At 36.9% G+C, this 19,203-nt stretch carries 14 protein-coding genes and 2 pseudogenes; 4 read left to right on the top strand and 12 right to left on the bottom strand.

Annotated elements, in window-relative coordinates; genetic code table 11:
• Positions 1-63 precede the first annotated feature (63 nt).
• Together IPH11_02315 and katG are read right to left on the bottom strand one after the other, a co-directional pair.
• Positions 64-1,443 carry a glucosyl transferase gene (locus tag IPH11_02315; protein MBK6912550.1) on the bottom strand — a complete coding sequence of 460 codons (1,380 nt, stop codon included), beginning with the start codon at positions 1,441-1,443 and terminating at the stop codon, positions 64-66.
• 433 nt (positions 1,444-1,876) lie between these two features.
• Positions 1,877-4,079, bottom strand: a pseudogene (gene katG / locus IPH11_02310) (catalase/peroxidase HPI).
• A gap of 123 nt (positions 4,080-4,202) precedes the next feature.
• On the opposite strand from katG, the gene IPH11_02305 reads away from it, so the two are divergent.
• Complete coding sequence (locus tag IPH11_02305) at positions 4,203-5,141, top strand: LysR family transcriptional regulator (protein MBK6912549.1); 939 nt, start codon at positions 4,203-4,205, stop codon at positions 5,139-5,141.
• Positions 5,142-5,367: 226 nt separating this feature from the next.
• Here the strand turns inward: IPH11_02305 and IPH11_02300 are convergent, their stop codons facing one another.
• Both IPH11_02300 and IPH11_02295 read right to left on the bottom strand, forming a co-directional pair.
• The gene (locus tag IPH11_02300; GenBank protein MBK6912548.1) at positions 5,368-6,180 is read right to left on the bottom strand and encodes a T9SS type A sorting domain-containing protein; all 813 of its coding nucleotides are present in this window, start codon (positions 6,178-6,180) and stop codon (positions 5,368-5,370) included.
• A complete protein-coding gene (locus IPH11_02295; GenBank protein MBK6912547.1) occupies positions 6,119-8,401 on the bottom strand; it encodes a hypothetical protein in 2,283 nt (760 codons plus the stop codon). The genes IPH11_02300 and IPH11_02295 overlap by 62 nt, the downstream gene beginning before the upstream one ends.
• 458 nt (positions 8,402-8,859) lie before the next feature.
• On the opposite strand from IPH11_02295, the gene IPH11_02290 reads away from it, so the two are divergent.
• Entirely contained in the window at positions 8,860-10,152 is a 1,293-nt protein-coding gene (locus IPH11_02290; GenBank protein ID MBK6912546.1) for a T9SS type A sorting domain-containing protein, read from the top strand.
• A 5-nt stretch (positions 10,153-10,157) separates the two neighbouring features.
• Here the strand turns inward: IPH11_02290 and IPH11_02285 are convergent, their stop codons facing one another.
• The 8 genes and pseudogenes from IPH11_02285 to IPH11_02250 all read right to left on the bottom strand — a co-directional run bounded on the left by IPH11_02285 (position 10,158) and on the right by IPH11_02250 (position 16,782).
• A complete protein-coding gene (locus tag IPH11_02285) occupies positions 10,158-10,946 on the bottom strand; it encodes an ABC transporter permease subunit (GenBank protein ID MBK6912545.1) in 789 nt (262 codons plus the stop codon).
• On the bottom strand, positions 10,937-11,653 hold the full coding sequence (locus IPH11_02280) for an ABC transporter ATP-binding protein (protein MBK6912544.1): 717 nt from the start codon (positions 11,651-11,653) through the stop codon (positions 10,937-10,939). Before IPH11_02280 ends, IPH11_02285 begins: the two co-directional genes overlap by 10 nt.
• The gene (locus IPH11_02275; GenBank protein ID MBK6912543.1) at positions 11,650-12,897 is read right to left on the bottom strand and encodes a nitrous oxide reductase family maturation protein NosD; all 1,248 of its coding nucleotides are present in this window, start codon (positions 12,895-12,897) and stop codon (positions 11,650-11,652) included. The genes IPH11_02280 and IPH11_02275 overlap by 4 nt, the downstream gene beginning before the upstream one ends.
• Positions 12,898-12,908: 11 nt before the next feature.
• The gene (locus IPH11_02270; protein MBK6912542.1) at positions 12,909-13,358 is read right to left on the bottom strand and encodes a nitrous oxide reductase accessory protein NosL; all 450 of its coding nucleotides are present in this window, start codon (positions 13,356-13,358) and stop codon (positions 12,909-12,911) included.
• Positions 13,355-13,949, bottom strand: a pseudogene (locus IPH11_02265) (hypothetical protein). The gene IPH11_02270 and the pseudogene IPH11_02265 overlap by 4 nt, the downstream one beginning before the upstream one ends.
• A gap of 17 nt (positions 13,950-13,966) precedes the next feature.
• Entirely contained in the window at positions 13,967-14,275 is a 309-nt protein-coding gene (locus IPH11_02260) for a cupin domain-containing protein (protein MBK6912541.1), read from the bottom strand.
• A 38-nt stretch (positions 14,276-14,313) separates the two neighbouring features.
• On the bottom strand, positions 14,314-16,260 hold the full coding sequence (gene nosZ / locus IPH11_02255; protein ID MBK6912540.1) for a Sec-dependent nitrous-oxide reductase: 1,947 nt from the start codon (positions 16,258-16,260) through the stop codon (positions 14,314-14,316).
• 33 nt (positions 16,261-16,293) lie between these two features.
• The gene (locus IPH11_02250) at positions 16,294-16,782 is read right to left on the bottom strand and encodes a cytochrome c (GenBank protein MBK6912539.1); all 489 of its coding nucleotides are present in this window, start codon (positions 16,780-16,782) and stop codon (positions 16,294-16,296) included.
• A gap of 229 nt (positions 16,783-17,011) precedes the next feature.
• Here IPH11_02250 and IPH11_02245 point away from each other — a divergent pair, with 229 nt between their 5' ends.
• Together IPH11_02245 and IPH11_02240 are read left to right on the top strand one after the other, a co-directional pair.
• Entirely contained in the window at positions 17,012-17,794 is a 783-nt protein-coding gene (locus IPH11_02245; protein ID MBK6912538.1) for a tryptophan 2,3-dioxygenase, read from the top strand.
• On the top strand, positions 17,791-18,984 hold the full coding sequence (locus IPH11_02240) for an aminotransferase class V-fold PLP-dependent enzyme (GenBank protein ID MBK6912537.1): 1,194 nt from the start codon (positions 17,791-17,793) through the stop codon (positions 18,982-18,984). Before IPH11_02245 ends, IPH11_02240 begins: the two co-directional genes overlap by 4 nt.
• The last annotated feature ends 219 nt before the right edge of the window (positions 18,985-19,203 follow it).

Here is a 19,203-nt window from a genome sequence, read left to right as displayed (position 1 = left end):
TTGTCCTCGTTTTTTTTTATAAATGATTAAATAATCAATTAAGCTCAATTCTTGATAAAAATATTATCGTTTTAATAACATTATCTTAGCTTTAATTCCTTCATCACCTACCGCTACCGCTATATCACTCTTGATTTCAATTCTGCTCCATTTAATACCACTGCCTGGGTCATAAGGCAATCCAAGCTGAGCCCAGTCAACACCGTTAAAATGTTTTAATGTGTTTCTGTCCCCAGCGATTATCCAATCATTTGATAAATTTCCTCGTATCGAATTAATGAATCCTCTGTAAAATGTGCCTGGGTTACCTCCGAGAAAGTTCTCTGGTAAGCTCCTCACATAATCCCATTGATTGCCCTTGAATTGATAAAGCAGGTTGCCTCCGGTATAGATTGTGTTGTTATCATCTGCCCAGATTGAAGTGAGTGATCCATAAAGCTTATCGAACAGCTCACTCTCATCTATTATATCTCCTTCAATCATAACACTCCAGTTGCCGCTTTGGTCTCCTTTAACTACCACTCCCTTTATTTCTGCTATGTTTACTCCTGCAGCATAAAGGTTACCTTCACTGTCTCCATAAATATCTGTTAAGTCTAAATCTGTTCCGCTTTCTATTTCTGTCCACAATCCGTTTTCGTAATGTGCTATGTTGCCTGCGTTGCCCACTACATATAAATCCTCGCTGCTTGTTCCCCAGATTTTGTTCATCATGATAATGGCGCCAAAGAGTTTGATTTGAATTGTCCTGGCATAATAATTTGTCTTCCTCCCCCAATGAAATCTCATTATCATTAAATACCAAATATCATTTGCGCTAAATGCAAAGACAGATTGAATTGGATGAATAAATTCCGTTCCCTGATAATTATAGGGTATTCTTTTCACATCCCATTCATTACCGTTCCAAATTGCGGAATTATATCTTTTGGAGTCAGGATTACCCAAAGAGTCGTTCATATAAATCTCACCAACTGCCCAGATGTTGTTCTCGTCTATTATGGCAACATCATAAAGTGCACTGCTGCTGTGTGTGCCAAACTCCCAACTCTCCCACGTAAAATTGTGGCTTGTTGGTTCTAATGTTTTTGCTTTTACTGTATCACTTTTTATGGTGTCCCCTGTCAGCACAGCCTGAAAAGTATAATTCACATTTGGCTGCAGAGAGTCAACATAAACGGTTGTGTCGCTGTTAAGCAAAACAAATTTTTCCTCATTAGTGTTTTTAAGTAGAGTGATACTTGCAGGAAAGTTTATACTGTCAGTTTTAATATTTATCCAGGCTTCAGTATAGCTCACATCTTCAACAGCAAGAGTAATCTTACGGTAGTCCGGGGGAGGCGGCGGCGGCGGAACGATAGGAGGAGGCTCACTGCTATCGCAGGAGAGTGAAGTAATGAGAAGAAATAGAGCAAAAGTTAAATAACTGAGCAAGCGAACCATATAAGCGCCTCCATTAAAAAACACATTTAAGAAAAATAAGGAGTGAAAATTAAACGGCGGGAAATACCCGTAACCAAAATTGCACTCCATAATTTCAAGATAACGAATTATTTACAAGCAATAATTATGTCAGTGACCCCCCCCGAAAATTTTGCTAAAAACAAAGAAAAAATAAATTTGAAAATCTGCATCGGTAAAAAAGTTACAAATGCGCTTGTAAAAGTTACGGTATTATAAAAAAATATTACAATTAATAAATTTTGCCTGAATGAAGAAGAGGCAAAGAATAGAATCCCATAGGAGCAGACGAGGATTTAATTGATCGAATTAACACTGATAATAAAAAAGGCTGCCTCAAATTTGTGTTTTTAAGACAGCCTATTGTATTTTTACTTACAAGTTAGAGTAGTCCATAATTTGAATAAAGATTTTATTATGCCAAATCAAATCGGTCAAGGTTCATTACTTTATTCCAGGCAGCTACGAAATCTTTTACAAATTTTTCTTTGCTGTCTGAGCTTGCATAAACTTCGGCTATTGCTCTTAGTTCAGAGCTCGAACCAAAAATAAGATCTACACGTGTGGCTGTCCATTTTTTGCTTTCCTGTTTTACGATCATAACCTTCAAAAAATTTACCCTCTTCGGATGCTGCCTTCCAAGTTATACCAGAGTCCAGTAAGTTTACAAAGAAATCATTCGACAGAGTTTCAGGGTGTTCTGTAAACAGACCTTGTTTAGAGCCGTCAAAGTTAGTTTTCAGTGCTCTCATTCCTCCCACAAGTACGGTCATTTCCGGAGCCGAGAGAGTAAGTAGTTGGGCTTTATCAATCAACAGATGTTCAGCACAAACTCCAGTATTTTCTTTTGAGTAATTACGGAATGCATCTGCTATTGGTTCAAGAACAGCAAATGAATTTACATCAGTTTGTTCTAAAGCTGCGTCGCCTCTACCTGGAGTAAAAGGAACAGTTATATTTTGTCCGGCATCTTTAGCTGCTTTTTCAATTGCAGCACAGCCTCCAAGAACGATTAAATCTGCCATAGAAACTGCCTTGCCTGAGGACGGTGAACTATTAAATTCGTTTTGAATGGCTTCCAATTTTTTTAAGACTATCTTCAATTCTTTAGGGTTGTTTACCTCCCAATTGATTTGAGGAGCAAAACGAATACGAGCACCATTCGCACCCCCCCGTCTATCTGATCCTCTAAAAGTAGAAGCTGAAGCCCAAGCCGTAGAGACTAATTGAGATACACTTAAACCCGAATTTAAAATTTTACTTTTTAATGCCGCGATATCTTTTTCATTGATTAATTTATTGGCAGGTGCTGGAATAGGGTCTTGCCATATCAATTCTTCTTGAGGAACTTCAGGCCCTAAGCAACGAGAACGTGGACCCATATCTCGATGAGTTAATTTATACCAGGCTTTCGCGAATGCGGTTGCAAACTGATCCGGGTTTTCAAGAAAACGTCTTGAGATTGGTTCGTAAATAGGATCCATTCTTAAAGCAAGGTCGGCAGTGGTCATCATTGGAGCGTGGCGTTTATTTGGATCGTGTGCATCAGGAACAAGAGTGGCGGCTTTAGCACCTACGGCTACCCATTGCCAGGCACCTGCAGGACTTTTTTGTAAATTCCATTCATAACCGAATAAAGTTTCAAAGTAGCTGTTGTCCCATTTTGTTGGGGTGGGTGTCCAGGCGCCTTCAATTCCACTGGTAATAGTATCCCCACCTTTGCCGGAACCGAAAGTACTTTTCCAGCCCAAACCTTGTTCTTCAATATTAGCTGCTTCTGGTTCCGGACCAACAAGTGCGGCATCGCCTGCGCCGTGACATTTTCCAAAAGTATGTCCGCCGGCAACAAGAGCTACTGTCTCCTCATCATTCATAGCCATACGCGCAAAAGTTTCACGAATGTCTTTAGCTGATGCAAGAACATTTGGTTCTCCGTTAGGTCCCTGTGGGTTTACATAGATTAATCCCATTTGCACGGCAGCTAAAGGATTATCTAATTCGCGTTCACCGGAATAACGTTTATCTCCAAGCCATTCCTTTTCAATTCCCCAATTAGTATCTTCTTCAGGTTCCCAAATATCTTCGCGTCCGCCCGCAAATCCAAAAGTTTTAAAGCCCATTGATTCTAATGCACAGTTACCTGCAAGGATAATCAAATCTGCCCAGGAGATTTTTTTACCGTACTTCTTTTTAATAGGCCAAAGCAAGAAACGTGCTTTATCAAGGTTGGCATTATCGGGCCAGCTATTTACAGGTGCAAACCGCTGATTACCTCTCGAAGCCCCGCCACGACCGTCTGAAATGCGATATGTTCCTGCACTATGCCAAGCCATACGTATGAACAAAGGACCATAATGACCATAATCGGCGGGCCACCAATCTTGCGAAGTTGTCATTAAATCAAAAATGTCCTTTTTAATTGCTTTCAAATCTAGTTTTTTAAACTCTTCGGCATAATTAAAACCATCATCCATTGGGGTGGATAAAGAAGAATGTTGACGAAGAATATTTAAGTTTAATCTATTGGGCCACCAATCTTTATTGGAAGTGCCGCCAGAGGTCTTCATATCATTTTGACCGTTGTGATATGGACATTTGCTTTCGTTTGATTCGCTCATTTCTTATCCCTTTCATTTATTTTAAATTACTTACAGCAAAAAATATACTGCTTTTACTATTTATAAAAACTATATTATAGATAGAAGGATTGATATTGTAGATGTTCATTGTATTTTAGATCTATGAATTTACAACAATTACAATATATACTTGCAGTAGCCGAATCAAAGCATTTTGAAAAGGCAGCATCGAAATGCTTTATTACTCAATCAACCTTGAGTACTATGATTTTGAAATTTGAGGAAGAGATAGGGATAAAAATTTTTGATAGAAAAACTAAACCTGTATTAATTACAAAAGAAGGGGAAGAAATAATTAAGCATCTCCAGGTTATTACTAAAGAAATCAGGACTTTGGAAAATAAGGTGCAAGAGTTGAAAGGAGAAATAACAGGCGAATTTAAAATTGGAATAATACCAACTGTAGCTCCGTATTTGTTACCATTATTTTTATCAGAGTTTGTAAATAAATTTTCTAAAGTAAAGATTGTTGTACAGGAAATGACAACTCTTGATATTCAGAAGTCTCTGAAAAACAGAAGTTTGGATATCGGAATTGCGGCAATACCTTTGGAAGACCCGGAGTTAAAAGAATATATTTTATACAATGAACAATTTATGTTATTTGATTGCTTTAATGATCGGCACGATAAATCACATATAAATTTAACAAATATGGATTATAGCCATCTCATACTTTTGGAAGAGGGTCACTGTTTGCGAACACAGGTAAGAAAAATTTGTAATTTATCAAAAAAATATTCTGAAAATTTAACCAACTTTGAATTTAGAGCGGGTTCCATTGATAGCTTGATACGATTTACCAAGTCATATAAAGGAATTACGCTTTTGCCTTATATGGCTACTATTGATTTGCAGAAAGAAGACAAAGATCGGCTGAAGTCATTGGCGTTTCCTGTCCCAATTCGTTCTATTGGGTTGATAGTGCATCAACACTTTGTGAAAAAACGGTTATTGGAAGAATTAAGTATGATTATTCAAAGCTCGGTGCTTCCTTTGATTTCAATCCCGACTGAATGCAAATTAATTAAACCATTATAAAATTTGAAACGGAAAGTTTGTAAAGAATCAAATGCATTTGGACAAGTAGACAAAAAATAAATGATTCGTATGCTGCTATATTTTTTTCACTCATTCCATAAGAGTTGTCTCAATCAAGTCTGTATCGGAGTCCCGTTTTCATGGAAATGACAAATAAAGATCGACTAAATAAAAAAGGCAGCCTGTAAAGACTGCCTTTTTCATTAGGAGTAAATCTTATTGAATGTTACTTCAATAAAATCATCTTTTTGCTGGAAGTGAAATTGCCGGCAACAATTTTATAAACATAGATACCGCTTGCAAGTTGACTTGCGTCAAAAGTAAGTTCGTATCTACCTGCCTTAACATTACTGTTAATAAGTGATGCAACTTTTTCACCGAGTAAGTTAAATACATCAAGAGTAACAAATCCGTCCTGAGCAACAGAATATTTTATTGATGTTGATGGATTGAAAGGATTAGGATAATTCTGATCGAGTGAGTACTCAACAGGTCCTAAAACTTCAACTTCAACTTCATTTGAATATTCAAATCTGCCGTCGAAATCAATTTGCTTTAATCTATAAATGTATTTACCAGAAACTAATTTTTGATCAACATAAGAATATGTCTGCTGTTCGGTAGTAGTTCCATGACCATTCATATAACCTATAGTTCTGAACTGACCATCAGCAGATTTTCTTTCAATCTCAAACATCTGGTTGTTGATTTCAGTAGCAGTTATCCAGCTAAGTTCAACATTATCTTCAAAAGCATTAGCATTGAAGGATGTTAGTTCAACAGGAACTGCGTTCAGATCAACGAATGTATAATCGTCAACATACATTTGATCCTGTGCCGTTGCACCAAAGAAATCGTTTCCGGCTAATTGCAATTGACCACCTGAACCAGTAGCACCGGCTGTCCATGCCCAGGTATGAATTGAAACGTCGTTAAATTTGAATTCGGCTAAATCAGTATCAAGATCAACAATTAATTCAACAAGATTCCATATAGTTGTAAGGGAATGTAAAAGCAGCAACACCTGTTCCGCCGGCATTTAAGCTGCCTTGACCACCCGCGTTGAAGTAACATTCCATTGCCCATTCGTATGCACCGCCTGTGAAACCGGATAGCGTATTGAAATAACCATTTTTCCCAGTGGCTAAATACATGCGGAAACTGATTGAATATTTTCCATAAGTTAAATCACCCATTGGATGAACTTCATCATTGTTTTGTACAACAACAAATGAATTAGGTGCGCTGAAAGATTGTGCATTTGAAATTTTAGAATCCTCAGTTACATTGCAAGGGTCTTCTGACCAGGTTGTCCAATCAACAGGATTTTGACAAGCTAACATCTGACCTGCAGTGTATGTATCAAAATTATCGGAGAAGGAAAGATCCAATCCTGGATCGGGTTCTGTTTTGAAGCTATAAATTGGTCCTGAAACACTGCAAGTATCGCCAATCTCTTTAACATACCAATAGTAATTAGTGTTATACTCTAATGGCAGGGAGGTAATATTCCAGCTTGTTGATAGAGCACCCGATTGTACTAAAGGCAAACTTGAAGCATTTGTACCGAAGTAAAGTTCATTAGTATTTGTGTTCACACCATTCTGCCATGTTAATTGTGCGAGGTTAATTGATACTTCTGTAGTGCCATCCGAAGGGGATGGGTTAGAAGGATAGCCAACATCGCAGCCTGCACCAAAAGTAAATCCGGCAATTCTTGATTTCCAGTTGAATTGTCCGTTAGAGGGGATGTACATATTGGTGTACCAGAAAGAATTGTCATTAGGATCAACACCTATCTGACTGTAATCACCCCACCTGGTCAAACCTGTTTGGGAGCCATTACCCGCAATAATAGTTCCCTCTGTAACTGTCATAACGCCAAGTGGATCACCGTCTAATCTTCCAGTATATCTAATCTGAGGATGAATCAAAGAACTTGATGCGGAATAGCCTAAGCCAATATTGCCGTTACCATCCATTGCAATACTACCCATCCATCTGTAAACATCATCGGCAGGAGCGTAAGTGCCTTCCTGGTATAAATTCCAACCGGCGCCCGTATCGCGCAGTTCCCACCACCTCATTCCGGCACGTCCGGAACCTGCATTAACTGAAAGACAAGCAACCATTGATTCATGATCGCCGAAGTTTCTGTATTGCAAGCGGTTCATCATTCTGTCAGACAGCATATCCAGAGTAGTAGTAGTTCCTAATTGAGGAGCTCTTCCGGGTTGGCTGTATGAAGTAACAGAAATTAAGGTTGGTCCTGTAAAGGTAGAATTACCAGGGGTAACCCAATCAGCATGAAACTGAAATACTTCAAGATGATTTGTACCGCCTGAACCGCCGTAAGCTTCAATAAAATAATTTGGAGTTCCGTCTGGAGGTAATGTACCATCACAATCTGATGGAAGTAATGAACCGGTGCTTGTTCCATTATTAAAAAGTATCATCGTTGCAGGTAAGCCGGCTAACATTTTTGTTCTATCAAAAGCAGCAGCTAAAGTACCTTGATATTGTCCTGATCCTGAAGCGAAACGATTAGCTGACATATAATAGCCGTCGCCCCAAACGCCGAATTTAGGATAGTCCGGCATTGAAGAAAATTCATAAGCGTAAAGGTAATATGAACCGGTAGGGTCGCCCGTTGTAGAAACCGCTATCATCTGATAGAAGGGGGCGGAAGGATAATTTGGCAGTGCAAATTGTGTTAGCAGCCATCTATCGGCGGTCTCATCATAAAGCACTATTGGATCTCCGTCATTTGAGCCTGACCAGGGACCTGGTAAGCCGCTCCAAATAGTATTAATGTTTAATGGTCCGAGTAGTGAGACACCGGACTTGTTCCAAACCTGATAGCGAACGTTCACCATTTGAACATAGTGATTAGGTCCAACATCACCGCTTGGATCAGGGGGTGCGTAACCTTGTGCACTAACACCATCAAAGTTTACTGTGATGTCTGCCGGATTGAATTGCCCATTAAAATCCTGCAATACTCCATCCTCGGTATATCCGAAGATTTGATTAGTGCTTGTTTCGCGAACTGGGATTATTCCGTCCAACCATGGTGAATTGAATGGTATGGCGTCTGGAGGTAAATCTCTTAGCGGAACTGATACTGACATTGCAACGGGTGATTTAATTTCAGAAGGAAATGAAATTAATGACTGACCCATTGCAGCAGAAAAAGAGAAAACAAAAAGAAGAACAAAAAGGGAAACTGCGCTTCGAAGAGTAGAGTTATACTTTGTCATTCGATAGCCTTTCTTGTTGTTGAGATGATTGATGATTAATTAAAAAAAAATTTTTATGTATGGGAAAAAAATTTAATTACATGATGCGGTACAACTTAATAATAAATTATAAAAAAAGATATTTATTTTAAATATAAAAAAGCTCATGAGTCAGATATAAATCGAATAATTAGTTGATATTGATTGACTATGAAGATTATTATACGACGGAGATAATAATCCTTCGTGTTTGATAAAGCTTACTTGAAGAATTAAAAGAATAAATGAATAGTTTCAACAAAAAAAAATGCGTTCTTTAAGAGGGATTGTTAGTGGAGTTAAATCATAATTTGTGTTTGTTAGTTCTGATATTTTAATTTGTAGTATATTTATTAAAAGATTTTAAGAGATTACATACAGTTAATACCAAGATGAAAAAAAATTTAATAGTATTCTTACTTCTAATTTTAGTTATTCCAATGACTAATACATTTAGCCAGGGCAAATGGGTTTATAATTCAAGCCCGACTACTGTACAATTGAATTCACTTTTCTGTGTTGATAGCCTTACTTGCTGGGCAGCCGGAGATTCAGGTGTAGTTCTTCAAACGACTAATGGAGGGGCAGATTGGCAACAGCAAGATCTTGGTGTGCTTGAGACAATTCGGTCAATATTTTTTCTGAATGACAGTCTCGGATGGGCAGTCTCTTCAAAACTTTCAGATCCTTACGGGAGCTATCTCCATAAAACAACTAATGGCGGCAATTTGTGGCAGACAGAAGTTTTTCCTGTAGAAAATGCTTTTTTACAAACGGTTTATTTTATTGATTCTTTAAATGGATGGGTTGGTGGGAGTGGAAATCCTTCAACATTTTTTGGAACTACTGACGGCGGGCTAACCTGGAATATTCCGCGATTTGACAGCAGTCTTTATTCCACATTACCTGTTACAAGTTTTATTTTTTTTTCTCCTCAATATGGATTTGCATCAGGAGGTGCACATGATTTAGTCGGAGTAATTTGGAGCACTAAAGATTCCGGTAAAACCTGGCTTGCTATTCCTATGGGACCAGAACCACTGAGGGAGTTAGAATTTATAGATTCGGCGACCATCGTTGGTGTTGGCGGTGATTTTGAATTTGGAACCGGCATTGCAAGAACTACCGATGGTGGAGAAAATTGGACTTACACTGAGCCGGGATTTTTTGGCGTCTGTACCGGTCTTTCATTTAGAACTGATTATGAAGGGTGGGGAACTTTGGGACCACAAGAGCAATTTATTTTCTCGAATGATTCAGGTAAAACATGGATTACAACTGGAACTGTTGATACTTTTACCGTGTACGATGTAGTGTTTACAGACTCACTTCACGGTTTTGCTGTCGGCGATAATGGTGATTACGATTATGATTCCACATACGATCACAGAGGTATCATTTTAAAATATAAAGCTGACATTGATTCAACGGTTGAAGTTGCAGAAAATTATTCACCGCTTGATTTTATTTTGTTTCAGAATTATCCCAATCCTTTTAACCCGAGTACGAAAATCAGTTGGCAGTCCTCAATGGGCAGTTGGCAAACGTTAAAGATTTATGATGTGCTTGGTAATGAAATAGCCACGTTGGTTAATGAATACAGACCTGCAGGAAGATATGAAGTTGATTTTCAATCTACGACAAGTAATTTTCAATTAGCAAGCGGTATTTATTTTTACACACTTAGGGCAGGCAATTATTCGGAGTCTAAGAAAATGATTTTGCTGCGATAGTTGTTTTAAAAATCTTTTTTATTGAAACTTCGAAGTCCTAATAAGGTGGGTATTATTATCCAGAGTAACAATGACGTAAAAGAAACGATTGTTCCAAGTGAGCTGCCGAAAAAACTTTTGAATAGTGCACCTGTGTAACCCATCAAAGCAGAGATATCAAAATTAAGAATAAATAAAGTTCTCGAGAGATCAATTGGATTAATTAGTATTAATCCGAGCATAAATTTTTCTACAGGATAATCCTCCAATAAGTAAGCAATCAAAAGCAGAAACCCGTCAAATAATATTGCTGTTACGAGCCAGAAAAATATTGAGAGACTTAATCCTTTTACTTTATCAGTAAGTTTTATCGAAATGAAAAAAGCAACTGCAATTGAATTAAAAGTGAGCAGCATTCCAATCAGCAGGAGAAGCGATAACAAACCAATACCGCTCTTGAAATCTGAAAACATAATAAATGGAATCAGGACGCCTGAAATAAATCCAATAGAAAGGGGGAGAGTAGTGCCAAGGAATAATCCAATGAACAAGGAGCTTCTTTTAATCGGTTGACACAAGATCATTTCAATATATTCTTTTGAATTGTAGAAATACATTGTCCCGAAAATTAAACTGATTAGAGGAACAAGATAAGCAGTGAGGTTAAACAAGCTGAGCAAAGCTTTTTGTGTGTTATTCTCGAAAGAAAATAACGCATAGGATGTCATGAAGAAAAATGCGAAAAAGAATATTATCCATTTACTTCTGAAAACATTATTGAATTCAAACTTCAAAATTTTAAATACTAATTCCATGATGCACTTTCCTGTAAAATTCCAGCAACAGCTTTTTCAAGTCGAGTCTCACCTTTTTCCAAAAGTAAATTCAGTACAGAGCCTTGATAATAAATTTTGCCGTCGAGCAGAAAAATAATTTCATCAGCAAGCTCTTCAATTTCACTCATTATATGAGAAGTTAGAATAATTGACTTACCCTCCCTTTTTTTTGCAAGCACAATCTCTTTAAATCTGCTGCTTGCAATTGGATCAAGCCCGGCAGTTGGTTCATCAAAAATTAAAATACCCGGATTGAACATCAGTGCAATTACTGCGCTAAGTTTTTGTTTATTACCACCAGAAAGAGTTCTGATTGCTTTATTCAGTTCGCCATTTAAACCAAACTCGGTAATTAATTTTTCCTCAGGATTATCTTTACAATTCCTGAAATCTTTGACCATATTAATTACTTCAACAACAGTGAGGTTTTCAGGATAGCTTGCAATCTGCGGCATATAACCAATGTTGCTTTTGTAATGATAATCTCCGTTGATTTTTTCCCTATTGATTGCAACATCTCCAAAATCGGGTTTTACAAGTCCAAGAATAATTTTAATGATCGTAGTTTTTCCGGATCCATTGGGACCTACAACTGCTGTAACTTTGCCTTTAGATATTTCGGCATTGATTCCTTTTAACACTTCGAGGTTGTTATACGATTTGATTAGATTCGAAATAGTGATCATGATCTTTGCTTCATCAGTGGTTGTTTGTCAGCTAAGTCAATCGGGGTTAATGATGGCACAACACTTTCTGCAATATCAAGCAGATCAATGAAAAGGCTGTGGACAAGAATCAATGCAGCCTGTTGACGCTCGACAAGTACGGAGAACATTTTTACAGGGCGATAAGGCTCATCGCCAATTCCATTTTTGTCCAGATCGTAACCGTTATAATTGCTCCAATAATTCCTTTTGAACAAATTAAAATTTTGTGAGCTATTCGTAAGTACATCAAATGAATTGGCGATAAAATTATTTTCAAAGAAAAAATTATCCTGCGAATTTGCCATTAACTTCAAAGCCCACCCATTCTGAATAAAATCATTATGCTCAATTGTTATTCTGCTGCACCCTTCGAGATACAAACCGTTTGTATTTTTGTCAAAAATATTTTTCGCAATAAGACAATCAGTCAAATCTTTTAATAAAACACCAAAAGAAGCTGCTCCCCAATTGTTGATAAACCGATTACCAAGCATTGAAATATTTTTTGTGTACATCACAGCTACACCGGCGCCGTTATTCTCAAAAGTATTTTCAATATAACTGCAGCTATCGGAGAACATGAAATGCAATCCATACCGCAGATTTTTTTTGCTGTAATTATTTTTAACGAAACAATGTTTTGAGAACTCAAAATAAATTCCGTCACGATGCCCTTCGATCTCATTCCCGATGATTGAAACAGATTCGCTGTACCACAAATGGATGCCATTTCCCGAACTTGTTTCGGATTTTCCATTTGAAGATATCTTATTATTTTTAATCAGGATGTTCGAGGACTTTGATAAATAGATTCCAAAAAAATTATTCACGAATATATTTTTTTCAATCCTACAATTTCGAACATTGCTTAAACGGATTGCTGCATTTTCCTTTAAATAATTTACACCGGCATTTTTAATCGTGAATCCTGTGATGGTAACGTTGTCGCTGGTAATAGTAAAAATTTCATTTTTTTTATCGCCTGAAATTACAGGCAGATCTTTACCTGTCAATTTTATTGATTTATTAATTACAATGCCGGACTCATAGTAAATACCACTTTTAACAATTATTTCGTCGCCATCCTTAGCTAATGAGAGAGCCTTTCCGATGGAATTGATCGTAGAATTTTTTTCGACGTAAATATGAGTTTGGGGGAGGGAAAAATTTGTTAAACCAAAAGTAATTAAAAAGATAAGCAATATTTTTTTATGAAGGGGCATTGCAATTCATTTTATAAATCTTCTTCAGCGAGTGTTTTTAATTCTGTAAAGGTAAGTTCAGTTCCACCGTTACTATTTTTGATCTCTTCCAATTTTTCTTTTGAGGAAAGACAAAGCACATTCAGTCCCATCGGACTTCTTAAATCATCATTGTGCAAGTAAAATGCTTTCCGCAATTCAATCAACTTTCCTGGATCAGAAAAGTCGCAAACCCATTCGGAATGAATTTCATTTTTATCAATCATCTTTTCATATTCAAAAGCGAATAGGCATTCAATGGAATCAAACTTATAAACTTTACTTTTCATTGAAACAATTTCGGCGGCAAATTTATTGTCTGTGATGTTCATCTTACAATATTCGCAGGCATCCTTTCCATAATTTATCGGTTCAATTTCAGGCGAGCAGCCTTGGATTATAAACATCAACAGGAAAGCAGAGATAAAGAATCTTATCTTCACTTTACTGCCCCCGCCTGTTTTATATTTTTTGAATTAATGAACAAAGCAATCACAGTAAAAATAATAGAAGCAAAAATAATATAAGCCGACATAGCCGGAAGCGAAATGGCGGTTATGTTCAGCAGTTGTTTCGAGCCTAATAATGGGGGTTTGATAAGTCATTCCCGGAACTTTTATTGGGGCTGTTAGATCAAGATTATGTCCATAATTATATTCCCACATATAAAAATCATACAGACCGATCACTCCAAGAATTATGAATAATATTAGCCACGCAATGACAGATTTATTATTTCCCTTAAGTGCATTAAACAAACCGAACAAAATCATAAATCCGATTGCATACGGCATAATTTTTAATTCAGGAATATCATCGGGATTTATTTTTGCCATACCGATGTAGTGATTTAAGCCGTTAATATTTTGTAAATCATTTTCTTTTAATCCGGTTATTTGATCTAACCAAATTCTTAAGCCAATTCCTTCAGGATACTGCGGAGCTTCGAGATTTATATTCCACAAGGGGAAAAAATATGTCAGCACAAGCATAAGCGAAGCAAACAGCAATATTTTTTTTGAGAGCGAGTTCATTTTTAATTTCCTTCAGATTATTTAATCATCGTCAGGAGCATTTTTGTTTTTTGCAGGGCAATTAAACCGTGTGGAATATCAGGAGGAAGGAGAAGTATTTCCCCCTCCTCCACTGTAAATGGATTTCCACCGATGGTTATTTTCATACTACCTTCAACAATACTAACTAATGCTTCGAAGGGCGATGTATGTTCACTAAGAGACTCATCTTTATCGAAAGCAAATAAAGTAACATTGCCGTTTGGCTTTTTAATTATTTGCCGGCTTACGATAGAGTTTTGTTGAAAAGCGATAGCGTCTCTTAGTATTTCCTTTTTTGTTTCCATCATATTTAGCCAATTATTTTTTTTTCTGTATTTCCAAGTCAATAAGATAATTGTACATTTGAATTTTCCGGTGAAACTCTGACATAACCTTGCATTTCCTGGTGAAGAGCTGAACAGAAATCTGTGCAATAGAATGGATAAATACCAAACTTAGTTGGTTTCCATAAAATAGTTTTTGTCTCACCCGGCATAACTAATAATTCAGAATTGTTCAGTCCCTTTACAGCGAAACCGTGCGGGATGTCCCAATCCTGTTCAAGATTTGTTACGTGAAAATAAACATTATCACCAACTTTAATACCTTCAATATTATCAGGGCTGAAATGACTTCTCATAGCTGTTAAATAAATATGTACATCTTTACCATTTCTTTCAACCCGGGAATCTTTTTCGCTTCCTGTTTTATATGGATTTTGATTCTCTTCAATTTTATAGAATTTCTTACTGTTCTTCATAAGAAGTTCAGAAGGAATTGCCTGGGCATAATGCGGTTCGCCAACAGTGGGGAAGTCAAGCAGTAATTTCATTTTGTCGCCGCTAATATCAATCAATTGAGCTGATTGACATATCTCCGGTCCGGTTGGTAAATATCTATCTTTAGTAATTTTGTTAAGTGCGATTACGTATTTACCCCAAGGGCTTTTGCTATCGCCGCCGGGAATGCACAAGTGACCGATTGAATAATAAACGGGTATTCGATCAACAACTTCCCATGTCCCAATTTTCCATTTCACAATTTCTGAAGAAATGAAAGCTGAAGTATAAGCGTAGCCCTTCCCATCAAACTCTGTGTGAAGTGGACCGAGCCCCGGATCTTTAACTTCACCTGCAACTACTGCATCATACTGTAAAATAGGAATTCCATTTATTTCTCCGTCAAATTTTTTCTCTTCAATTGCTTTTAAGAATTTAGTAAAAGAATGAACCGGAATTACGGTAGCAAGTTTTCCGCCTGCAACAATGTATTCTCCGGTCGGATCAACGTCAACTCCGTGCGGCGATTTTGGGGTGGGGAGATAAAAAATCATACCCGGACAGTCTTTAGGATCGAGAACTTTTACCTCGTTATTTTTTGTACTGATAGCGAGATGCTTATTATCATCGTAGTAATTTCTGTAATACTCCGCTGAATAAGTTTTAGCCTTACCTTCTTTAACGTACTGTTCAGCAAGCTTCCAATTTACTGCTGCAACAAAATCTTTATCGTTTTGTGAAGCGTTGATTTCGAGTAAAGTATTCGCTCCTTCTGAGTTGTAGCTTGTAAAGAATGCCCAATCGTGAGATGGACCTTTGCCGGCATGAGCAAGATCATAGTTGAATCCCGGAACTAAAATTTGAAAAGCAAGATTCATCATCTCAGTTTTTGGGTCGAGGTGGATGAAGCTGATAGTGCCTTTAAAGTTTTCTTTGTAAGAAGCAATTGGTACATCAGCGTTTGGAATTGGTACACTAAATCTAGTGGAAGCAACGATGTACTCAGTATTTTCAGTAACAAAGGGTGATGCATGGTTACCGGCGGAGTTTGGTATTTCGATGATTTCTTTTGTTTCAAAAGTTGATAAATCAATACGGGCAACCCGGGGAGTATTATTGGCATTAATAAAAATAAATCTTCCGTCTGGCACTCCATCCGTCATAGAAAATTCAGGGTGGTGGGCATCATCCCAAGGATTAAATCCGTATGAAGTGTTCAGCATTGCTTTTGTTTCTTCGGAATATCCATAACCAGTTTCCGGGTTCTGCGAAAAAACAGAAATGGTTTTGAAATGTCGTCCCGAGGGTAAACCATACACTGCAATTTGTCCGCTAAATCCGCCGGAGGCAAATAAATAAAATTCATCATAAGAACCTGGAGCAACATAGACCTGCGCGGCAACATCGCCGCTAACTACATCTTTGGACTGCTGGCAGCCAAAATAAATAACAGCGACTGCAATAAATGAAGCCCCAATTACTAACCATTTTTTAAGATTTAGATTGTTCATTTTGAACCTCTTTTTAATTGATTATTGTGTTTATTATTTACCGACTTCTCGAAAATATTCGAGCACTGAACGCGCTTCATCAAATGTTAGATTTTGATTTGGCATCTGAGTTAAATATTGAGTTAAGAGTTTTTTAGCTTCAGGATGTTTTTTGTACATCTCCTCCGGATTGGTCATCATATTAATGATGTACTCTGGAGTCCTTCGCTTGATTACATCGCGCTGTGCCGGTCCAACATATTTCTCATCAAGTTTATGGCAAGAGGCACATTTTTGAGTGAAGATAGTTTCTCCTTTTTTAACTAATGCCGGATCAATTGCTCCGAGCTCTAGTTTTTGTTTTACCGGTCCAATTCCATTTTCCATTTCGAAATCAGTTAAACCATTTGGGTTCGTGGTAACTGTTTTTGTTTTGTTAAAGTTTGCTGCTTCATCATTTCCGGAATCTCCGCAAGCGCTTAAAAAGAAGGTAAACACTGTTGCAAGCGAAATATAAGCCAGGTGATTTATTATTTTTTCCATCTATTTTTCCTTATGATTTTTTTAGAATAATTTTTATATAATTATAATCAGATAAAATTGTCTGATTAAAATTAGATAGAAAAAAAATATTAAGCAAGAAGAATTATTTAAAGATGGGAATTATTTTTTACTCAATAATTAAAGCTTAATTTAGAATTAAATTCAAAATTCATAATTACGACGATCTGCTGAACATAAATAAAACAAATCTAAAGTAAATGGAGAAAATATGCCGCTGACTTATTCAAGTTATTTGCAATTGGAAGAATTGTTAAATATTCAAAAATTAAAATCGGAAGGGCTTGACCACGACGAGATGCTTTTCATTATTATTCATCAGACTTATGAATTGTGGTTTAAACAAATTTTGCACGAGCTTGACCACTTAAAATTTTTAATGCTTGAAAATGATCTGCCGCGTTCACTCCATACTTTAAAACGCATTTTGACTATCTTAAAAGTTTTAGTGCATCAGACCGATATACTTGAAACTATGACTCCGCTTGAATTTTTAACTTTCCGCGATAGGCTCGAATCGGCAAGTGGATTTCAATCATTCCAATTCCGCGAACTTGAATTTATGCTCGGTCAGAAAAATGAAAAAATATTACAAAGGTTCGAAGAAAATTCCCCGGCGAGAATTAAACTCGAAAAAAGATTTCGTGCCCCTTCCTTATGGCAGGTATTTCTTCAGTTTCTGAAAATAAATAAATATCCAATTACCGAAGCTGCTATTAATAATTCTTCAAACAAAAATAACGACCCTGATATTGAATCTCTTCTAATTAACATTTACAAAGACGATCACAATATTGCTCAACTCTGCGAACTGCTTCTTGACCTTGATGAAGGAATTCAGGAATGGCGATACCGCCATGTCAAAATGGTTGAGCGAACTATTGGTACTAAACAGGGAACCGGCGGTTCAGATGGTGTAAATTACCTGATGGCAACTCTATCAATTAGATTCTTTCCAATGCTTTGGTCAATCAGAAAGGATTTCAGCAGATGAATTTTTCATTAAGTGATATTTTTAATTCACAAAACAAACTTGCTGATTATTATAAAAAATTTAACGTGAGCGAAAGACTTTTATTTACCGGTCATTCTCATCAAGCCTGGCCTGACTGTGCTTTCGAAGCGCAAAAACAAGCCTGGGAAGACGCTGCTTTGCTTATTGACGATAAATGGGAAAAAGCTTTTGCTAAAGCAGAAGAGGTTAAACGTGGTTATCAAAAATTATTAAATGATAATTCCGGTTTCATTACACTTGCTTCCAATACGCATGAACTATTGATAAGATTTCTCTCGGCACTTCCTTTGAAACAAAAACCAAAGTTGATTACTACGGACGGTGAGTTTCATACCATTCGCAGACAACTTGATAGATTAACTGAAGAAAAAATTGAGATTGTAAAAGTTGATTCCAAATCCCCAAATGTGGTTGAACTCTTAATGAATAAATGTGATGATAGAACTGCTGCTGTTATTTTATCCGCAGTGTTTTTCCAATCAGGTGTTATATTGCCGAATCTAAGCGAGCTTGCGGATTTTTGTAAAAGCAAAAATATTTATCTCCTTGTTGACGCTTACCACGCTTTAAATGTTATTCCTTTTTCAATTAAAGAACATAGACTGGAGAGCGCATTTATTATTGGTGGGGGGTACAAATATTGTCAGCTTGGTGAGGGCAATTGCTTTCTGAGATTTCCGAAAGACTGCGAATTGCGTCCGGTGATTACAGGTTGGTTCAGCGAGTTTACAGCACTCGCTCACAAAAAAAATAGTAATGAAGTTATTTACGGTTCCGGTGGTGATTTATTCGCGGGAGCTACTTATGACCCCACGAGTAATTATCGTGCTGCTGAAGTTTTTTCTTTTTTTGAAAAGATGAATTTAACACCCGGGTTTTTACGAGAGGTTAGTCAGCATCAAATAAATTTACTCGCCGGGAAATTTGACGAGCTGAATCTAAATGAGAGAATTATTTCCCGAAATAAAAATATTGATCTAAAAAATATTGCGGGCTTTTTAGTCTTTACATCCAAACGCGCATCTGATATTTGTACCGGACTAAACCAAAGGGGAGTGCTAACTGACTTTCGTGGAAATTCATTAAGATTTGGTCCGGCGCCTTACATTTCTGATGACCAAATACAACAAGCGATTAAACTTTTGGGGGAGGTTGTTAATTCATTATAGAGACTTCTGAAAAATTATTTTTAAATTGAAATTATGTAACGCTGATTCTTTAGTTAACTTATAAATAACAACGGGATAATTTATCTTGAGTCCCCTCTTATAATTTCAAGAATTTTATTATTGTAGCTGATGTTACGCACTTTGTGATTTCTTAGTGTCTTTGTGACTTGGTGGCAAAAAGGCCGGCCCTCACTAGGAGATCTTTAAATTCATTTGCGG

The organism is Ignavibacteriales bacterium, from assembly GCA_016709155.1.
Classification (GTDB): Bacteria; Bacteroidota; Ignavibacteria; order Ignavibacteriales; family Ignavibacteriaceae; genus JADJEI01.
This window is presented reverse-complemented; position numbering and strand designations above follow the sequence as displayed.

Coding starts and splice junctions, on each gene's coding strand:
- IPH11_02300 (MBK6912548.1), bottom strand. CDS start 6,180: ATGCCGGCGGAACAGGTGTTGCTGCTTTTACATTCCCTTACAACTATA.
- IPH11_02305 (MBK6912549.1), top strand. CDS start 4,203: ATGAATTTACAACAATTACAATATATACTTGCAGTAGCCGAATCAAAG.
- IPH11_02290 (MBK6912546.1), top strand. CDS start 8,860: ATGACTAATACATTTAGCCAGGGCAAATGGGTTTATAATTCAAGCCCG.
- IPH11_02250 (MBK6912539.1), bottom strand. CDS start 16,782: ATGGAAAAAATAATAAATCACCTGGCTTATATTTCGCTTGCAACAGTG.
- IPH11_02240 (MBK6912537.1), top strand. CDS start 17,791: ATGAATTTTTCATTAAGTGATATTTTTAATTCACAAAACAAACTTGCT.
- IPH11_02260 (MBK6912541.1), bottom strand. CDS start 14,275: ATGGAAACAAAAAAGGAAATACTAAGAGACGCTATCGCTTTTCAACAA.
- nosZ (MBK6912540.1), bottom strand. CDS start 16,260: ATGAACAATCTAAATCTTAAAAAATGGTTAGTAATTGGGGCTTCATTT.
- IPH11_02315 (MBK6912550.1), bottom strand. CDS start 1,443: ATGGTTCGCTTGCTCAGTTATTTAACTTTTGCTCTATTTCTTCTCATT.
- IPH11_02280 (MBK6912544.1), bottom strand. CDS start 11,653: ATGATCACTATTTCGAATCTAATCAAATCGTATAACAACCTCGAAGTG.
- IPH11_02245 (MBK6912538.1), top strand. CDS start 17,012: ATGCCGCTGACTTATTCAAGTTATTTGCAATTGGAAGAATTGTTAAAT.
- IPH11_02295 (MBK6912547.1), bottom strand. CDS start 8,401: ATGACAAAGTATAACTCTACTCTTCGAAGCGCAGTTTCCCTTTTTGTT.
- IPH11_02285 (MBK6912545.1), bottom strand. CDS start 10,946: ATGGAATTAGTATTTAAAATTTTGAAGTTTGAATTCAATAATGTTTTC.
- IPH11_02275 (MBK6912543.1), bottom strand. CDS start 12,897: ATGCCCCTTCATAAAAAAATATTGCTTATCTTTTTAATTACTTTTGGT.